Genomic DNA, 17,969 nt, shown 5'->3' with positions numbered 1-17,969 from the left:
GGGACGGCGGCGGGGTAGCGTCCGCGCGGGCGCGGGAGCGCCCACCCTACGTGATAAACTGTTGGCATGCTGATCAACTGCGTCGCCTACCAGGAAGGTAAAAAACTCTCCGACATCCCCGTCGAGGACATCAGTGATTATCTGGAGCGCCCCGGCTGCTTCGTGTGGGTCGCGCTGCGCGATGCCACCGACGCCGAGATGGTGCAGATGAAGGAAGAGTTCGGCCTGCACGAGCTGGCGGTCGAGGATGCCGCCCGCGGCCACCAGCGGCCCAAGATCGAGGAATACGGCGACAGCCTGTTCACCATCGTGCACACGGTCGACCTCGAGGGCGATGCCCTGGTCACCGGCGAACTCGCGATCTTCGCCGGCCCGAATTACGTGCTGTCGGCGCGGCGCGACGCCGTCAAGGGTTTCCTCGGCGTGCGCGCCCGCGCCGAGCGCGAACCCCACCTGCTGAGCATGGGCTCGTGCTTCGTGATGTATGCGCTGATGGACGCCGTGGTCGACCGCTACTTCCCGGTGGTCGACATGCTCGAATCCGAACTGGAAACCATCGAGGACCGCATCTTCACCCACGGCGCCCAGCGCCAGAACGTCGAGCGCCTGTACCAGCTCAAGCGCAAGGGCCTGGAGCTGCGCCATGCCGTGATCCCGCTGGTGGATGCCGTCGGCTCGCTGCTGGGCGGGCGGGCGCCGGCGCTGGCGACCGGCGTCCAGGATTACCTGCGCGACGTCCACGACCACCTGATCCGCATCGCCGGCCGCCTCGACAGCATCCGCGACACCATCGCCACCGCGATCCAGGTGAACCTGGCCATGGTCTCGATCGACGAGAGCGAGGTGAATAAACAGCTGGCCGCCTGGGCCGCGATCTTTGCCGTCTTCACCGCCTTCGCCGGCGTGTGGGGCATGAATTTCAAGGTGATGCCCGAGCTGGAATGGAAGTGGGGCTACCCGATGGCCCTCGGCGTGATGATTGCGGTATGTGTCTATTTGTATCGGCGTTTCCGCAAGGCTGGATGGCTGTAATCATGGGAAACGTCATCAAAACGTCATGAAAATGTGAAAAAATCCGAAAGAAGGCGCCTTGAGCGCCTTTTTTTATTGCTATGCAGCAAATGGAACGAACCATACGTTGTTCAGCAACCTTACAATTGTTACTAAATGTTCTGTTGCGAAAATGTATTTCGAGCGCTGTAAATATTGACCGATACTCAAGGCGGCGATCATTATTCAGTCCGCCGACTTGGGCGACCTGATCTTCCCAAGCCAGCGACATCTCATCATCGTTTGGGAAAACATCCATGTTCAAAGAAAAAACCTTGTCGCGCGCCGTGCGCGTCATGTTCGCCGGCGCCGTTGGCGCAGGCATGTTCGGCCAGGCGCTGGCGCAGGAGTCGGCTCAGGAATCCGCCAAGCCGATCGCCCGCGTCGAAGTGACCGGCTCCTCGATCAAGCGCGCCGACGTCGAAGGCGCGCTGCCGGTGCAGATGGTCACCGCCGCCGACATCAAGCGCAGCGGCGCCACCAACACCGCCGAACTGCTGACCACCCTGACCTCGAACGCCATGGCCGGCGCGACCAACCAGGCCGAAGGCGCGGGCCAGTCGACCTACGGCATGTCCAGCGCCAGCCTGCGCGGCCTGGGCTCGAGCAAGACCCTGGTGCTGGTCAACGGCCGCCGCCTCGGCAACTACGCCACCGACGGCACCGCCGTCGACGTCAACGCGATCCCGCTGGCGTCGATCGACCACGTGGAAGTCCTGAAGGACGGCGCCTCGGGCGTGTACGGCTCCGATGCGATCGGCGGCGTCATCAACTTCATCACCCGCCAGAACTACCAGGGCGTGGAAGCCACCGGCTACACCAGCGTCAGCCGCTACGGCGGCGGCCAGACCCACAAGGCCAGCCTGCTGGGCGGCTGGGGCGACTTCGACAGCGACCGCTACAACATCACCCTGTCGGCCGACGTGAGCAAGGACGACGCCATCTTCGGCCGTCAGCGCGACTATGCGCGCAACGGCTGGAACAACAACGGTCTGCGCGACGCCAGCGCCACCCCGAGCGGCGCGTACAGCACCTTCGATCCGTCCACCACCCCGAACGCCATGGGCGTGGTCCCGAATTCGCTGAACTCGATCGGCACCGGCATCGGCCACGGCCTGTCGCAGGCCAACTGCGCGGCCAACGGCAGCGCCTGGGACGCCAACCTCGGCAAATGCCGCTTCGACAGCTCGCCGTACGTGAACCTGGTGCCGGCGGCCAAGCGCGCCAACATCGGCGGCAACTTCCGCTTCAAGCTGAACGACAACGCCGAATTCTTCATGGAAGGCTTCGTGTCGCGCAACGAGACCACGCAGCAGGCGCAGGCTTCGCCGTACAGCGCCTCCTTCCTGTCGACCGACCCGGCCTTCGCGACCAACAACCAGTACCCGGCCATCGTCGTCTCGCCGAACAGCCAGTACTACCCGACCGCCCTGGCCACCGCGGCCGGCGTCAACGGCCAGCCGCTGACCGTCAGCTACCGCGCCTTCGACGGCGGCGACCGCATCGCCAAGGACACCGCGATCGCATCGCACCTGGTGCTGGGCTTCCGCGGCAACGTCAAGGGCTATGACTACGACGTCGCCTACACCCACAACTCGAGCGACGTCACCGAGCGCGCGATCCAGGGCTACCAGCGCCAGACCGAACTGGTCAAGCTGCTGAGCAACAACCCCGACTTCAACCCGCTGGTCCAGTACCAGTCGGCCGACCTGGCGCGCAAGATCTACGGCACCAACTACGTCGGTCCGGTCATGAACGCCGTGCTGCGCAACGACGCCCTGAACGCACGCATCTCGGGCGACCTGTACCAGCTGCCGGCCGGCATGGTGAAGTTTGCCGTCGGCGCTTCGATGTCCGACGAGAACCTGGCGATCAACCCGAGCGCGGCTTACCAGAGCGGCGACGTGTCGGGCTACGGCGGCGCCCAGCTGCCGCTGTCGGCATCGCGCAATTCGTCGGCGGTGTTCGCGGAAGCCATCGTCCCGATCGTGAAGAACCTGGAAGCCGACCTGGCCGTCCGTCACGACCGCTACCCGAACGCCAGCGCCACCAACCCGAAGGTCAGCCTGCGCTGGCAGCCGATCTCGCAGGTGCTGCTGCGCGGCTCCTACGGCAAGGGCTTCCGCGAGCCGTCGCTGCCTGAGCTGATGAACCAGCAGACCATCGGCACCAGCGCCAACCTGACCGACCCGGTCACCGGCCAGTTCGGCCAGTTCAACCAGACCTACGGCGGCAACCCGAAGCTGCAGCCGGAGAAGTCGGAACAGTCCTCGCTGGGCATCGTCGTCGACCCGGTCAAGGGCCTGTCGATCGCCGTCGACTGGTGGAAGATCAACGTGAACAACCTGGTGACCACGCTGTCGCCGTCGTTCACGCTGGGCCAGGCGGCTGCCGGCAACCCGGCCTACACCGGCCTGGTGACCCGTGATTCCGCAGGCAACATCACCAACATCGTCGGCACCAACATCAACGCCGGCAGCGTGAAGACCGAAGGCGTCGACCTCGACCTGCGCTGGGCACTGCTGAAGAGCCCGACCTACGGTAACTTCAACCTGCGCCTGAACGGTACCTACACCTCGAAGTACGACCTGACCCTGGCCGACGGCACCGTGCAGCGCAGCGTCGCCGCCACCATCGACAAGGACGGCAACGTGCTGAGCGCAGTCTCCAACGGCGGCATCATCTTCCGCTGGAGGGATCAGCTGACCCTGGACTGGAAGTACAAGAAGTTCGGCCTCGCGCTGACCAACAACTTCCAGTCGGGCTACTGGGATGCGGCCCGCGCGGACGCGGACCTGCCGGTCGCCCAGCACGTCGGCGCCTTCTCGACCTGGGACCTGCAGGGCACCTACGGCGGCATCAAGAACCTGACCCTGACCGCGGGCGTCAAGAACCTGTTCAACCGCAAGCCGACCGAAGTCATCACTGGTGGTTCCTACTTCCAGACCGGCTACGATCCGACCTGGTACGATCCGCACGGCCAGACCGGCTACGTGAGCGCGACCTACCAGTTCTAAATCCTGTCCTGGTAAGCGTGTAAACGACGAAACCCGCCGCATGCAGATGCGGCGGGTTTTTTCATGCCTGCGCGGCTTATCGTTTCGCGCTGAAGATCTTCTTCGGCAGCATGGCATGCACGCCGACGTTGCCGTCCACCAGTTGGGTGATCTCCATGTCGACCGCCACGCTGGACAGCATGTAGGCGTCGTCGCGCGACAGCTTCTTTTCCTCCATCAGGAACGCGATCATGTCGCGCAGCGCCAGGGTGGTCGCTTCCTTCAGGTCCTTCGAGAAGCCCATCGAGATGTAGTGGGTCGGCGTTTCGGCGCGCGGCCAGATCAGGCGGCGGTCCTTGTGCACCACGAAGCGGAAGGTCCCCGACAGATAGGTCTCCAGCGCGGTGATGTCGACCTCGCCGTTGCCCTGGGCCGCGTGGCCGTCGCCGGCCTGGAACAGCGCGCCCTTCGCCGCCACCGGGATGTAGAGGGTGGTGCCGGCCACCAGCTCCTTGTTGTCCAGGTTGCCGGCGTGGACGAAGGGCGGCGCGGTGTCGATCTTGCCGCCGGCGGGCGCCACGCCCATGCTGCCGAAGAAGGGCCGCAGCGGGATCTCGATGCCGGGCGCGAAATGGCCGATCATCTTCTTGCGGTCGAGCGGGACCACCTTGTAGCGGCCGTAAGGATAGTCGGTCGGCAGGAAGCCGGAACCGACGCCGAACACATTGCAGGCGAAATCGGCGTCCAGGTCGACTTTCAGGATCTGCACCTCGAGCACGTCGCCGGGCTCCGCTTCCGCGATCGCCACCGGCCCGGTCAGGATATGCCCGCCCGGGCCCTTTTCCTTGACCTCGTTATAGATCGCTGCGGTGTAGGGCGGGATGTCTTCCGCCCTGACCCCGTTGGCGATCATGCGCTCGGGCGAGCCGCAGGTCGACAGGGCCTGCAAGCGGACCGTGTCGCCGGAATGGACGGTGAGGACGGGTTTCGACTGGCCCGAGTAGTAGCCCCAGGCCACCGTTTGCGGCGTGGCGGGCAGGGCGTATTCGGCGGCCACGGATGGGGCGCAGATGGCCAGGGCCAGGCAGCTGGAAAGGAAGGTTTTGCGCATGGAGACTGTGGTCGAAGTGGCAACAATCCTAGTCTACACGCGAACCTCAAGCGAAGGTCAGTCCGATGCGCTGGCCGCGGTCGCGCCGCAGGCGAGAATGACCAGGGCGATCCCGATCCACTGGCCGGGGGCGAGGCGCTCGCCCAGCACCACGAAGCCGGCCAGCGCGGCCACCGCCGGCGAGGAGCTGACCAGGATGCCGAACACCCGCCGCGGCAGCCGGCGCAGCGCGATCATCTCCAGCGTGTACGGGGCGGCCGAGGACAGCACCGCCACCGCCAGGCCGGCCGCCAGCACGAAGGGCGAGAGCAGGGCGCTGCCCGCGTAGTGGGCGCCGATCGGCACGATGAAGACGCTGGCCGCCAGCATGCCCCAGGCGACGATGCCGGAACCCCGGGCCTGGGAGGCGCGCTTGCCGAACACGATGTACAGCGCCCAGCAGAAGGCGGCGCCGGCCGCATAGGCGATGCCGACCGGGTCGAGGGCGGCGCTGGAGCCGCGCAGCGGCAGCAGCAGCCACAGGCCGAAGCCGGCGCAGGCCACCCACGCGAAGTCGCGCGCGCGGCGCGAGGACAGCAGCACCACGGCGAGCGGTCCCATCACCTCGATCGAGACCGCGATGCCGATCGGGATGCGCGAGAACGCACGGTAGATCAGCAGGTTCATGGAGCCGAGCGCCAGGCCGTACAGCAGCAGCCAGGGGAGGTCGGCGCGCGAGGGCAGGGCGCGCCAGGGCCGGGCGAATCCCGCCAGCAGCAGGGCCGACAGGCCGACGCGCAGCCCGACCACGCCCTCGCTTCCTACCAGCGGGAACAGGTGCTTGGCGAAGGCCGCGCCGGCGTAGGTCGAGACCATGCTTGCTGCGATCGCCAGCACCGGGATGGCGGCGCCGTCCTTGCTCTCGGACGCCACGCTCAGCCGGCCATCGACAGGGCGACCGCTTCGGCGACCCGGATGCCGTCCACCGCGGCCGACATGATGCCGCCCGCGTAGCCGGCGCCTTCGCCGGCCGGGTACAGGCCGCGGGTGTTCAGGCTCTGCAGGTTGTCGTCGCGGCGCTTGATGCGGATCGGCGAGGAGGTGCGGGTCTCGACCCCGGTCAGTACCGCGTCCTCCTTGTAGTAGCCCTTGATCTGCTTGTCGAAGGCGACGAAGGCTTCGCGCAGGGCGTGGGTGGCGTAGTCGGGCAGGGCGGTGGCGAGGTCGGTCAGGTGCACGGCCGGCTTGAAGGACGGGACCACCGAACCGAATTCGGTGGAAGCGACGCCGCGCACGAAGTCGCCCATCAGCTGGCCCGGGGCATCGTAGTTGCTGCCGCCGAGGACGAAGGCGCGCGACTCCAGCTCGCGCTGGAAGGCGATGCCGGCCAGCGGGTGGCCCGGATAGTCTTCCGGCGTGATGCCGACCACGATCGCGCTGTTGGCGTTGCGCTCGGCGCGCGAGTACTGGCTCATGCCGTTGGTGACCACGCGGCCTTCTTCCGAGGACGCGGCGACCACCGTGCCGCCAGGGCACATGCAGAAGCTGTACACGCTGCGGCCGTTGGAGGCGTGGTGCACGATCTTGTAGTCGGCCGCGCCGAGGATCTTGTTGCCGGCGTTCGGGCCGAAGCGGCAGGCGTCGATCAGCGATTGCGGGTGCTCGACGCGGAAACCGATCGAGAACGGCTTCGCTTCTATATAAACGCCGCGGTCGTACAGCATCTGGAAGGTGTCGCGCGCGCTGTGGCCGATCGCCATCACCAGGTGGCGGGTCGGGATTTCCTCGCCCGAGGCCAGGCGCACGCCGACCACCTGGCGATTGTCGCCTTGGCCTTCGACCAGCACGTCTTCCAGGCGGGTCTCGAAGCGGATTTCGCCGCCCAGCGACAGGATCTCGGCGCGCATCTGCTCCACCATCTTGACCAGGCGGAAGGTGCCGATGTGGGGTTTGCTGACGTACAGGATCTCTTCCGGCGCGCCCGACTTCACGAACTCGGACAGGACCTTGCGGCCATAGTGCTTCGGATCCTTGATCTGGCTGTACAGCTTGCCGTCCGAGAAGGTGCCGGCGCCGCCTTCGCCGAACTGCACGTTCGACTCGGTGTTCAGCTTGCGCTTGCGCCAGAAGCCGAAGGTGTCGACGGTGCGCTCGCGCACGATCTTGCCGCGCTCCAGGACGATCGGGTTCAGGCCCATCTGGGCCAGGATCAGGGCCACGAACAGGCCGCAGGGGCCCAGGCCGACCACGATCGGGCGCGGCATGCCGGGGGCCGGTTTGCCAGCCTGCACGAATTTGTAGCCGGTATCGGGGGCAGGCATGACCTGGCGGTCGTCGCGCATGCGGGCCAGTACCTGTGCTTCGTTCTTCACCTCCACGTCCAGCGCATAGATCAGCACGATGGCGCTGCGCTTGCGCGCGTCATAGCTGCGCTTGAACACGGTGAAGTCGATCAGTTCGTCTTCAGCGATGCCGAGGCGCTTCAGCACGGCCTGGCGCAGTTGGGGCTCGGTATGGTCGAGGGGAAGTTTTAATTCGGCAATTCTCAACATGGTAGGGTCGTCGCTAGCAAACGCTTGGTCGGTTCAACCTTCTATTGTAACCCGCCGGGGCCGGCGGCAAAATGCCCTGTCCGCATTGTCCGTTTTCCATGCCTTGCCGGGGCCGGGCGCCATGTCTGCTGCATGTCCGCCGGGTGTCCGCCATATGTCCGCTGCATGCCCCCGACGTTGCACCGGCCCAACATTTGACAAATTCCAGACAAAATTCTTGAATGCACCATAACGGTGCATTATTTCTTGATATAAGAATTTTGTATATACAAATACCGCGCTGCAATAAACTCAAGACGCATGGTATTGACGCATATGTATATGTATTGACTTGATTTTATTGAGGTTTTTTCAAGCATGCGGATGCCTGGTGTAGTCGGAAGCGTTTGTATTGCTGCGCCACACAATTGTGCATATCGGCATGCCCTCTTTCGGTGCACGATTTTTTTGTAATTACGCTGCGGTCATCAGGCAATTTCCGGCAATTGACAGTTGCAGAATCGCCATGTTTCTATGTGTGTACATATCCTTAACGAAAGAAGGATACGGCCTTCGCTTGCGGGCGAATTAGAGAGAGAAGTTTTCGATCTGGCTAGTTGAGTGATTCAAAACGTACTACCCATAATAGGAAATCACATGCTTAAGAAAACAGTTTTAGTACATGCGTTGACGCTGGCATTCAGTGGCGCCGCGCTGACCGTTGCCGTGATGGAACCGGCAATGGCGCAGTCGAACGCCACCGGCAGCATCTACGGCCGCACCACGGCCGGCAGCGACGTCAAGGTCGTGGTCGAAAACCCTGCGACCGGCCTGCGCCGTGTCCTGACGCCGGATGCCCAGGGTCGTTTCCAGGCAACCGCACTGCCGCCGGGTACGTACAAGGTTTCCCAGGTGCGTGGCGACACCGTGGTGTCGTCGGTCGACGTCGACGCCAGCGTCAGCTCGAATTCGGAAGCCGTCTTCGCGCCGGCCGCCGGCGTGCAGACCGTCCAGATCACCGGCCAGCGCCGCACCATCGACGTCACCAGTTCCACCGGCGGCGCGACCTTCAATGCGCGCCAGCTGGCGGCGCTGCCGATCGCCCGCAACATCAACGCCATCATCCAGCTGGCCCCGAACACCACCCGCGTCGACTCCCGCTTCTCCGGCGGCGCTTCGATGGGCGGCGGCGCCGCATCGGAAAACTCGTACTACATCAACGGCTTCCCGGTCACCAACCCGCTGACCGGCCTGGGCGCGTCCCAGCTGCCTTACGGCGCAATCGCCGAGGCGCAGGTGCTGACCGGCGGCTTCGGCGCCGAATTCGGCCGTTCGGTCGGCGGCGTGCTGAACATCATCACCAAGAGCGGTACCAATACCTGGGAAGCCGGCGCCATGGCGATGTGGGAGCCGGAGAGCCTGCGCGCCCGCGAGAAGGACATCTACTACGGCAATACGCACCAGACCTATAACGCGGCAACCGACGGCACCATCCGTTTCTACCAGCACGACAACACCCAGACGCAGAAGACCTACGGCGCCTATGTCGGCGGTCCGATCATCAAGGACAAGCTGTTCATGTTCGTGTCGGCCGAATATAACGACCGCCAGCGCGGCTACGTCAACCTGGAGCGCATCTCGCCGTCGATGGCCAACAACGGCTGGCGCGACGACGACAAGAAGGTCAAGCGCTGGATGGGCAAGCTCGACTGGAACATCACCGACGACCACCGCCTCGAGTACACCAATATCGGCGACACGCCCGAGCGCAACCTGACCGACAGCGGCTTCGACTTCGCGAACAAGAAACGCACCGGCAACGTCACCTCGCAACAGACCCTGAACAACGTCAACGACAATGGCGCCGTGGTCAACATGGGCAAGTACACCGGCAACATCACCCAGGACTTCACGGTGACCGCGCTGTACGGCCGTTCGGTGTCGAAGCACGAGAACGCCTTCGTCGGCTATAACCCGAACGTGTTCTCGACCAGCTCCGACCCGTCGGTGCGCGCGCCGGGCCTGACCTACACCAACCCGCAGGTCATCGCCGGCAATATCCTGGCGCCGGGCTCGAAGGACATCGTCAAGAACGGCCGTCTGGACCTCGAATACCGCCTGGGCGAACACACCCTGCGCGGCGGCTTCGACCAGTCGAAGATCTCGTCGCTGAAGGCCGGTGAGTTCAAGGCCGGCGGCGGTACCTGGATCTACTACCGTACCGACACCCCGAACGCACCGGTCGACGTGACCGGCGGCACCATGCCGGCGCCGGCGACCGGCGGCGGCCTGGGCACCCAGGGCTACTACGTGGCCAAGGACCTGTTCTCGACCGTGACCGACTCCTTCAGCGAGCAGAGCGCGCTGTACCTGGAAGACAAGTGGCAGGTCACCAAGGACGTGCTGCTGACCCTGGGTCTGCGCAGCGAGTCGTTCAAGAACCAGAACGACGCGCACGTGACCTTCCTGGAGATGAAGAACCAGATCCAGCCGCGTATCGCCGCTGCCTGGGACGTCTATGGCGACGCCAGCCTGAAGGTCTACGGTACCCTGGGCCGCTACTCGGTGCCGATCCCGACCCACATCTCGGTGCGCGGCGCCGGCCGTTCGACCTTTACCGACCAGTACTACACCTATACCGGCGTCGACGCCAACGGCGCCCCGACCGGCCTGGTGCAGCTGACCCCGCCGCTCTCGGGCAATAACGAGTTCGGCCAGGACAAGGTCACCGCGACCCTCGCCGCCCTCGACATGAAACCGTCCTACCAGGACGAGATCAGCCTGGGCTTCGAGCGGGCCTGGTCGCCGAACCTGAACTTCGGCGCCAAGTTCACCTACCGCAAGCTGGGCGCGACCATCGACGACTTCTGCGACGTGCGTCCGTTCGAGCGCTATGCGAAGGCCAACAACATCGCGATCACCAACCCGCTGTGGGGCAATACCTGCCAGAGCTTCAACCCGGGCGAGGCCAATGTCTTCCTGGTGGACTTCTCGGGCGATACCTCGAAGCTGACCCGTGTTCCGCTGAGCGCGGCCGACATGGGCTTCGACAAGGCGAAGCGCACCTACTCCGCCCTCGACCTGTTCGCCGAGCACCCGTATCGCAACGGCTGGTACGGCAAGATGACCTATACCTGGTCGCGCAACAAGGGTAATACCGAAGGCCAGGTGAAGTCGGATAACGCCCAGACCGACGTGTCGGCGACCTCGACCTGGGACTACCCGGAGCTGATGGTCGGCGCCTACGGCTATCTGCCGAACGACCGTACCCACCAGATCAAGGCCTACGGCTTCTATGACGTGACCAAGGAATGGATCGCCGGCGCCAACTTCCTGGCAGCATCGGGCCGTCCGCGCAGCTGTATCGGTACTTCGGCACAGCCGGGCGACTCGCCGAACTACGCCAACCAGTCCTTCTGGTGCCTGGGTTCGGACGTGCCGCACAACACGGTCCATCAGCGTGGCAGCATCGGCCGCCTGCCGTGGGATATCAACCTGGACCTGAACATGGCCTACAAGCCTGACTTCCTGCCGGGCCTGCAGGCACGCGTCGACCTGTTCAACGTCTTCAACAAGCAGACCGTGCAGAACGTGGAAGAGCGCTACAACAGCGGCAATCGTATCCGCAACACCTACGAGACCCCGCTGAGCTATACCCAGCCGCGTTCGGTTCGCCTGACCGTGTCGTACGACAAGAAGTTCTGATCAGCCTGGCCTGAAGCAAAAATGCCCCGGTTCGCCGGGGCATTTTTTTTGCTTGTTGCAGCAATCAGACATGTCGATTGCATAATTTGTATATGCAAGCCGCATGATTTTTACATTGGGTTTGCCGAATTTGCTTCGGCAAAGTGCGCCATACGCACCAGATTGTTGCGCCGCATGGGGCGCAATACGGAACAGTGGCTCTTTAATTCTTGCTAACTTCGGCGATCGTTACCCGAAAATAGCAAAAAATCAAATCACGGGGATAAAACGACTCGGCCGGCATACTGCGACGCAGCATGCTGGAGATATGGATTTGCACCAAATCGGCGCATCAAATTTTGGCTGCGGCAATGCGATGTCAATACGTAAAGAAAATTGACATTGAAAGAATGCATATGTTTTTATGGCAAAACATTATCTTTGTGCACCAAAGAAATGGGCGCCCTATTTTGATCCCTATAAATACAGGTGTCAATACAAAGTGGGTAGGGGCCGTGATTTAAAAAGAAACGGTCTACAAGACTGTTTGAATCGAAAATAAGGGAATCACATGTTGAAGAAATCCGTATTAGTTCATGCCTTGGCCTTGGCATTTGGAGGGGTTGCGCTGACCGTTGGCGTCGTCGAGCCGGCAATGGCGCAGTCGAATGCGTCAGGCGCCGTGTTCGGCAAGATCGCGGCCGGCAGTGGAGATGCCGTCGTCCTGAAGAACACCGGCACGAACGCGACCCGTACGACCGCGGTGGATGCAGGCGGTAACTTCCGCGCTACCAGTCTGCCGATCGGTAGCTATACCGCTACCCTGATGAAAGGCGGAAACGTCGTCAGCACCACCCAGCTCGAAGTCATCGCAGGCCAGGGTGTCGAAGCTTTCTTCGCGAATGGCCCCGTGCAAACGGTGCAGGTGAGCGGACGCCGTACCCGTATCGACGTGTCGAGCTCCGTCAACGGCGCCACCTTCACCGCACGTGAACTGGACAAGCTGCCGATCGGCCACAACGTCGACGCCATCATCCAGCTGGCCCCGAACACCACTCGCAGCGACCCGAGCTATGGCGCCGGCGCCAGCTTCGGCGGTGGCGCGGCCACCGAGAATGCCTACTACATCAACGGCATGACCGTGACCAACCCGCTGACCGGCCTGGGCGCGATGGAGCTGCCGTTCGGTGCGATCGCCCAGGCATCGGTGCTGACCGGCGGCTACGGCGCCGAATTCGGCCGTTCGATCGGCGGCGTGGTGAACATCACCACCAAATCCGGTACCAACACCTGGGAAGCCGGCGCCTACGCGGCGATCACCCCGTCGTCGACCCGCGCCAAGTACCGCGACCGCTACTACGCGAACACCGGCGCCTTCCCGGCCACCGACGGCACCCTGTACGTGCGCCGTTCGCAGAACGAACTGGAGCAGAAGCAGTACTCGGCCTACGCTGGCGGCCCGCTGATCAAGGACACCCTGTTCGGCTTCGTCGCGCTGGAGCAGACCCGGAGCGACCAGCACGCGGTCGCCAGCGCCATCAGCGCGACCAACCTGGCCACCGCGGGCTGGCGTGACACGCAAACCACCAACAACCGCTACATGGGCAAGTTGGACTGGAACATCAACGACAATCACCGCCTGGAATTCACGTCCATCGGTGACCTGCCGAAATCGGATGCCTCTTCCCGTTCCTACGACTACGCGACCGGCGCGATCGGTTCGACCGTCACCGCTTCGAACCACCAGGAATTCGGCCCGGACCAGAACAATGGCGGCAAGTTCAACAGCCTGCGCTACGTCGGCAACATCACCGACAACCTGACCATCAACGCCCTGTACGGCAAGATGAAGTCGGAACACATCTATGAGCCGACCGGCTACGATCCGACCCTGCCGCAGGTGTCGGCAGCGACGGCCAACCGCTATCCTGGCTTTAACTACACCAGCGGCCAGAAGGTCACCGGCACGGTGCCGCTGAGCGGATCGAGCGACGAAGTGCAGTCGAAGCGCCTGGACCTCGAATACAAGCTGGGCGACCACACCATCCGCGGCGGCGTGGACAACAACAAGATCGTGACGCAGTCCGCCGGCGTCGGCTATGCCGGCGGCAGCCTCTGGCAATACCAGAAGACCAGCAACGTGACCACGCCGCTGGTCGTGTCGGGCGGCGTCCTGCCGGCACCGCTGAACACCTATGGCGGCATCGCTGCGCAAGGCTACTACGTCCGTAACATCGTTTACAAGACCTACTCGAACGCCTTTGCCGGCCAGGACGCGCAGTACCTGGAAGACCGCTGGCAGGTGACCAAGGACGTGCTGCTGACCGCCGGCGTGCGCCGTGAAGGCTTCTACAACGCCAACCAGGACGGCGCCAAGTACATCGAGATGAAGAACCAGTGGCTGCCGCGCCTGAACGTGGCGTGGGACGTGAACGGCGACAGCTCGTTCAAGGTCTACGGCAGCGCCGGCCGCTACACCGTGCCGATCCCGAGCTCGGTTGCCCTGCGCGGCGCCAACGGTTCGACCTACACCTTCGAGTACTTCACCTACACCGGCACCGATGCGAACGGCCTGCCGACCGGTACCCAGCGCATCCTCCAGCCGGTGTCGAACAACAACGAGTTCGGCCAGGCCAAGGATCCGAAGACCGTCGCCGCGCAGGACATGAAGCCGGCTTACCAGGACGAGATCACGCTGGGCCTGGAACGCCAGTTGACCCCGGACTACACCTTCGGCATGAAGTTCACCTACCGCAAGCTGAAGTCGACCATCGACGACTTCTGCGATTCGCGTCCGATCGACGCCTATGCCGTGGCCCACAACATCGACACCTCGAACTATGCCGGCTTCGGCTGCGCCACGTTCAATCCGGGTGAAGACAACAACTTCCTGGTCGACTATGCCGGCAACAAGAACTACACCCAGGTTCACCTGAGCAAGGCCGACCTGGGCTTCGACAAGCCGACGCGTTCGTACGCGGCACTCGACTTCACCTTCGAGCACCCGTACCGCAATGGCTGGTGGGCACGCCTGACCTATACCCTGTCGCGCAACAAGGGTAATACCGAAGGCCAGACCCTGTCGGATACCTCGACCGCCCAGGCCGACGTCGCAGCAACCCAGACCTGGGATTACCCGGAGCAGATGATCGGCGCAGATGGCCTGCTGCCGAACGACCGTACGCACCAGATCAAGGCTTTCGGTTTCTACGACCTGACGCCTGAACTGGCCATCGGCGGCAACCTGCTGCTGGCATCGGGCCGTCCGCGCTCGTGCTTCGGCACCGACCCGCTGCATCGCGGTGGCGACTACAGCAGCGCCGCGCACTACTGCTTCGGTGACGTTGCCGAAAACAATGTGCTGTCGCCGCGTGGCTCCCTCGGCCGCCTGCCTTGGGAAAAGACTGTCGACCTGAACCTGACCTACCGTCCGAAGTTCCTGCAAGGCCTGTCGCTGCGTGCGGACATCTTCAACGTGTTCAACAGCCAGACCGTCACCAAGGTTGATGAAAGCTACAACAGCGACAGCGCGCGCGTCGCTACGTACGAAATGCCGATCTATTTCTCGGCACCGCGTTCGATGAAGTTCAGCGCCGAGTACAACTACAAGTTCAAGTAATTGAAACTGTAGCCTTGGGGTCAGAGCCCGGTTTTCACGGGTGGGCTCTGACCCCGACTGATCACCGACTGATCAAGTCGCCTGATCAAGCAAAGCCCACGGTTCGCCGTGGGCTTTTTTTATACTTCAGCCCAGACAGCGTTCAAGGTCGCCAGCGCCGCCAGCCCGGCGGTCTCGGTGCGCAGCACCCGCGGCCCCATCGACAACGCCAGTGCGCCGGCAGCGATGGCGGCATCCTCTTCCTGGGCACTGAAACCGCCTTCGGGCCCGATCAGGAAGGTGACCGGGCAGGGCGGCGTGGCGCGCGCCCAGCCGGCCAGCGATTGCGTCGCCCGCGGCGACAGTAAAATCCGCGGCTGGTCCGGCGGCTGCGCGATATAGCGCCCGAAATCCTGCAGTGGCGCCAGCCGCGCCAGCCGGTTGCGGCCGCTCTGCTCGGACGCGGCCACGATCACGCCTTCCCAGTGCGCCTGGCGTTTTTCCGCGCGCTCGCCCGACAGCTTGACCACCGAGCGCGCCGCCGCCAGCGGCTGGATCGCGGCCACGCCCAGTTCGACCGCCTTCTCGACGATCCAGTCCATCTTGGTGCTGCCTTCGGGCAGGCCCTGGGCCAGGGTGACGGGGTAGGGGAGTTCGACGTCGACGTCCTCGAAGGCGACCACGTCCGCGCTGGCGCGCCGCTTGCCGATCTCGCGCAGGCGCGCGCGAACCTGGCCGCCTTCGCCGTTGAACAGCACCACCTCGTCCCCCGGCTGCTGGCGCACGACGTGCAGGTGGTGGGCGACGGCTTCCGGCAGGTCGACGATCGCGCCTTCGATGAGCGGCTGGGGGCAGTAGAAACGTGGCATGAACGGCAAGCTCTCTATATAAGAAGTCGGCATTTTAAGGCTTCGCCGGCATGCTCTGGTAAAATACCCGGTTAAGACCAGCAGTGCTCATGCATTGCAGCACCACCGCTTTCCAATCCTCAGACTTACCACATCCATGAAACCAGTTCAAACCACCACCCTGATGGCCAACGCGATCCGTGCGCTGGCGATGGACGCCGTCCAGAAAGCCAATTCCGGCCACCCGGGCATGCCGATGGGCATGGCCGAGATCGCCGTTGCGCTGTGGGACGGCCACTATCGCCACAATCCGGGCAATCCGGGGTGGATGAACCGCGACCGCTTCCTGCTCTCGAACGGCCACGGTTCGATGCTGCATTATTCGCTGCTGCACCTGTCGGGCTACGACCTGTCGATGGACGACCTGCGCAACTTCCGTCAGATGCACTCGAAGACCCCGGGCCACCCGGAAGTGCATATCACGCCGGGCGTGGAAACCACCACCGGCCCGCTGGGCCAGGGCATTGCCAACTCAGTCGGCATGGCGCTGGCCGAGTGGCTGCTGGCGAAGGAATTCAACCGTCCGGGCTTCGACGTGGTCGACCACCACACCTACGCCTTCCTGGGCGACGGCTGCCTGATGGAAGGCATCTCGCACGAAGTGGCCTCGCTGGCCGGCACCCTGCGCCTGAACAAGCTGATCTGGCTGTACGACGACAACGGCATCTCGATCGACGGCAAGGTCGAAGGCTGGTTCACCGACGACACCCCGAAGCGCTTCGAGGCCTACGGCTGGAACGTGATCCCGGACGTCGACGGCCACAGCGTCGAAGCCGTCGATGCCGCCATCGCCAAGGCCAAGACCTCGGACCGTCCGACCCTGATCTGCTGCAAGACCATCATCGGCAAGGGTTCGCCGAACCTGCAGGGCGGCGACAAGGTGCACGGCGCCGCGTTGGGCGAGAAGGAAGTGGCGGCCGTGCGCGAACACCTGATTTGGGATGCGATCCCGTTCGACATCCCGGCCCCGATCTATGAAGCATGGGACCACAAGCAGAAAGGCGCCGAGGACGAAGGCCAGTGGAACAAGCTGTTCGACGGCTACCGCGCGCAATTCCCGGAACTGGCCGCCGAATTCGAGCGCCGCATGAAGGGCGAGCTGCCGGGCAAGTTCGAGGAAACCCTGGCCGCCGCCATCGCTGCGACGCTGGAGAAGAAGGAAACCATCGCCACCCGCAAGGCCAGCCAGAACGCGATCCAGGCGCTGGCCGGCGTGCTGCCGGAATTCCTGGGCGGCTCGGCCGACCTGACCGGCTCGAACCTGACCAACTGGAAGGAATCGATCCCGGTCCGTTCGGGCACCCCGGGCAACCACATCAACTACGGCGTGCGCGAATTCGGCATGGCCGCCATGATGAACGGCATCGCCCTGCACGGCGGCTACATCCCGTTCGGCGCGACCTTCCTGACCTTCTCGGACTACAGCCGCAATGCGCTGCGCATGGCCGCGCTGATGAAGATCCGCTCGCTGTTCGTGTTCACCCACGACTCGATCGGCCTGGGCGAAGACGGCCCGACCCACCAGTCGGTCGAGCACGTGTCCTCGCTGCGCCTGATCCCGAACCTGGACAACTGGCGTCCGTGCGACACCACCGAATCGATGGTGGCCTGGGGCGAGTCCCTGAAGCGCAAGGACGGCCCGTCGACCCTGATCTTCTCGCGCCAGAACCTGCCGTTCATGGAGCGTGACGCCACCACCGTGGCCAACATCGCCAAGGGCGGCTACATCCTGCGCGACGCCGACAATCCGCGCGCCGTGCTGATCGCCACCGGTTCGGAAGTCGAACTGGCCGTGAACGCCGCCGCTACGCTGGCCGGCCAGGGCATCGCCGTGCGCGTGGTCTCGATGCCGTCGACCGACGTGTTCGAGCGCCAGGACGCCGCCTACAAGGCCGCCGTCCTCGGCAAGGGAATTCCTCGCGTGGCCGTCGAGGCCGGCGTGACCGACTTCTGGTACAAGTACGTCGGCCTGGAAGGCGCCGTGGTCGGCATCGACACCTTCGGCGAATCGGCCCCGGCCCCGGTGCTGTTCAAGTACTTCGGCTTCACCGTCGAGAACGTGGTCGGCAAGGTCAAGTCCGTGCTGGTTTGAGTTTTGATGTAGATGCCGCG

General features: G+C 63.9%; 10 protein-coding genes. 6 read left to right on the top strand and 4 right to left on the bottom strand.

Annotation, left to right across the window (positions count from 1 at the left end; translation table 11 throughout):
- Positions 1 to 66 precede the first annotated feature (66 nt).
- Positions 67 to 1,032, top strand: a complete 966-nt coding sequence (corA, locus tag AC1DOP_RS03675) for a magnesium/cobalt transporter CorA (protein ID WP_442122687.1) — start codon at positions 67 to 69, stop codon at positions 1,030 to 1,032.
- Between the two features lie 275 nt (positions 1,033 to 1,307).
- Entirely contained in the window at positions 1,308 to 4,067 is a 2,760-nt protein-coding gene (locus AC1DOP_RS03670; RefSeq protein ID WP_477249856.1) for a TonB-dependent receptor, read from the top strand.
- 76 nt (positions 4,068 to 4,143) lie between these two features.
- Here AC1DOP_RS03670 and AC1DOP_RS03665 read toward each other — a convergent pair whose 3' ends face one another.
- Genes AC1DOP_RS03665 through AC1DOP_RS03655 form a run of 3 tightly spaced genes read right to left on the bottom strand, consistent with a single transcriptional unit; the run spans position 4,144 to position 7,688 of the window.
- Positions 4,144 to 5,157 (bottom strand): acetamidase/formamidase family protein, encoded by a 1,014-nt coding sequence (locus AC1DOP_RS03665; protein WP_477249854.1) that lies wholly within the window; start codon positions 5,155 to 5,157, stop codon positions 4,144 to 4,146.
- A 57-nt stretch (positions 5,158 to 5,214) separates the two neighbouring features.
- Positions 5,215 to 6,069, bottom strand: a complete 855-nt coding sequence (locus AC1DOP_RS03660) for an EamA family transporter (RefSeq protein WP_477249852.1) — start codon at positions 6,067 to 6,069, stop codon at positions 5,215 to 5,217.
- A 2-nt stretch (positions 6,070 to 6,071) separates the two neighbouring features.
- Positions 6,072 to 7,688: an NAD(P)/FAD-dependent oxidoreductase gene (locus AC1DOP_RS03655; RefSeq protein WP_442122691.1), complete on the bottom strand. Its 1,617-nt coding sequence runs from the start codon at positions 7,686 to 7,688 to the stop codon at positions 6,072 to 6,074.
- Positions 7,689 to 8,324: 636 nt separating this feature from the next.
- On the opposite strand from AC1DOP_RS03655, the gene AC1DOP_RS03650 reads away from it, so the two are divergent.
- From AC1DOP_RS03650 to AC1DOP_RS03640, 3 genes are all read left to right on the top strand, one after another.
- Entirely contained in the window at positions 8,325 to 11,372 is a 3,048-nt protein-coding gene (locus tag AC1DOP_RS03650; RefSeq protein WP_442122692.1) for a TonB-dependent receptor, read from the top strand.
- Positions 11,373 to 11,475: 103 nt separating this feature from the next.
- Positions 11,476 to 11,751: a hypothetical protein gene (locus AC1DOP_RS03645; protein WP_442122693.1), complete on the top strand. Its 276-nt coding sequence runs from the start codon at positions 11,476 to 11,478 to the stop codon at positions 11,749 to 11,751.
- A gap of 255 nt (positions 11,752 to 12,006) precedes the next feature.
- A complete protein-coding gene (locus AC1DOP_RS03640) occupies positions 12,007 to 14,970 on the top strand; it encodes a TonB-dependent receptor (RefSeq protein ID WP_442122694.1) in 2,964 nt (987 codons plus the stop codon).
- 119 nt (positions 14,971 to 15,089) lie between these two features.
- Here AC1DOP_RS03640 and AC1DOP_RS03635 read toward each other — a convergent pair whose 3' ends face one another.
- On the bottom strand, positions 15,090 to 15,818 hold the full coding sequence (locus AC1DOP_RS03635; protein WP_442122695.1) for a 16S rRNA (uracil(1498)-N(3))-methyltransferase: 729 nt from the start codon (positions 15,816 to 15,818) through the stop codon (positions 15,090 to 15,092).
- A gap of 136 nt (positions 15,819 to 15,954) precedes the next feature.
- Between AC1DOP_RS03635 and tkt the strand changes: the two genes are divergently transcribed.
- Entirely contained in the window at positions 15,955 to 17,949 is a 1,995-nt protein-coding gene (tkt, locus tag AC1DOP_RS03630) for a transketolase (protein WP_442122696.1), read from the top strand.
- The last annotated feature ends 20 nt before the right edge of the window (positions 17,950 to 17,969 follow it).

The sequence above is a fragment of the Massilia sp. 01N410 genome (assembly GCF_056399665.1).
Note: the sequence above shows the minus strand (reverse complement) of the source record. Positions and strands in the feature narration are given on the sequence as shown.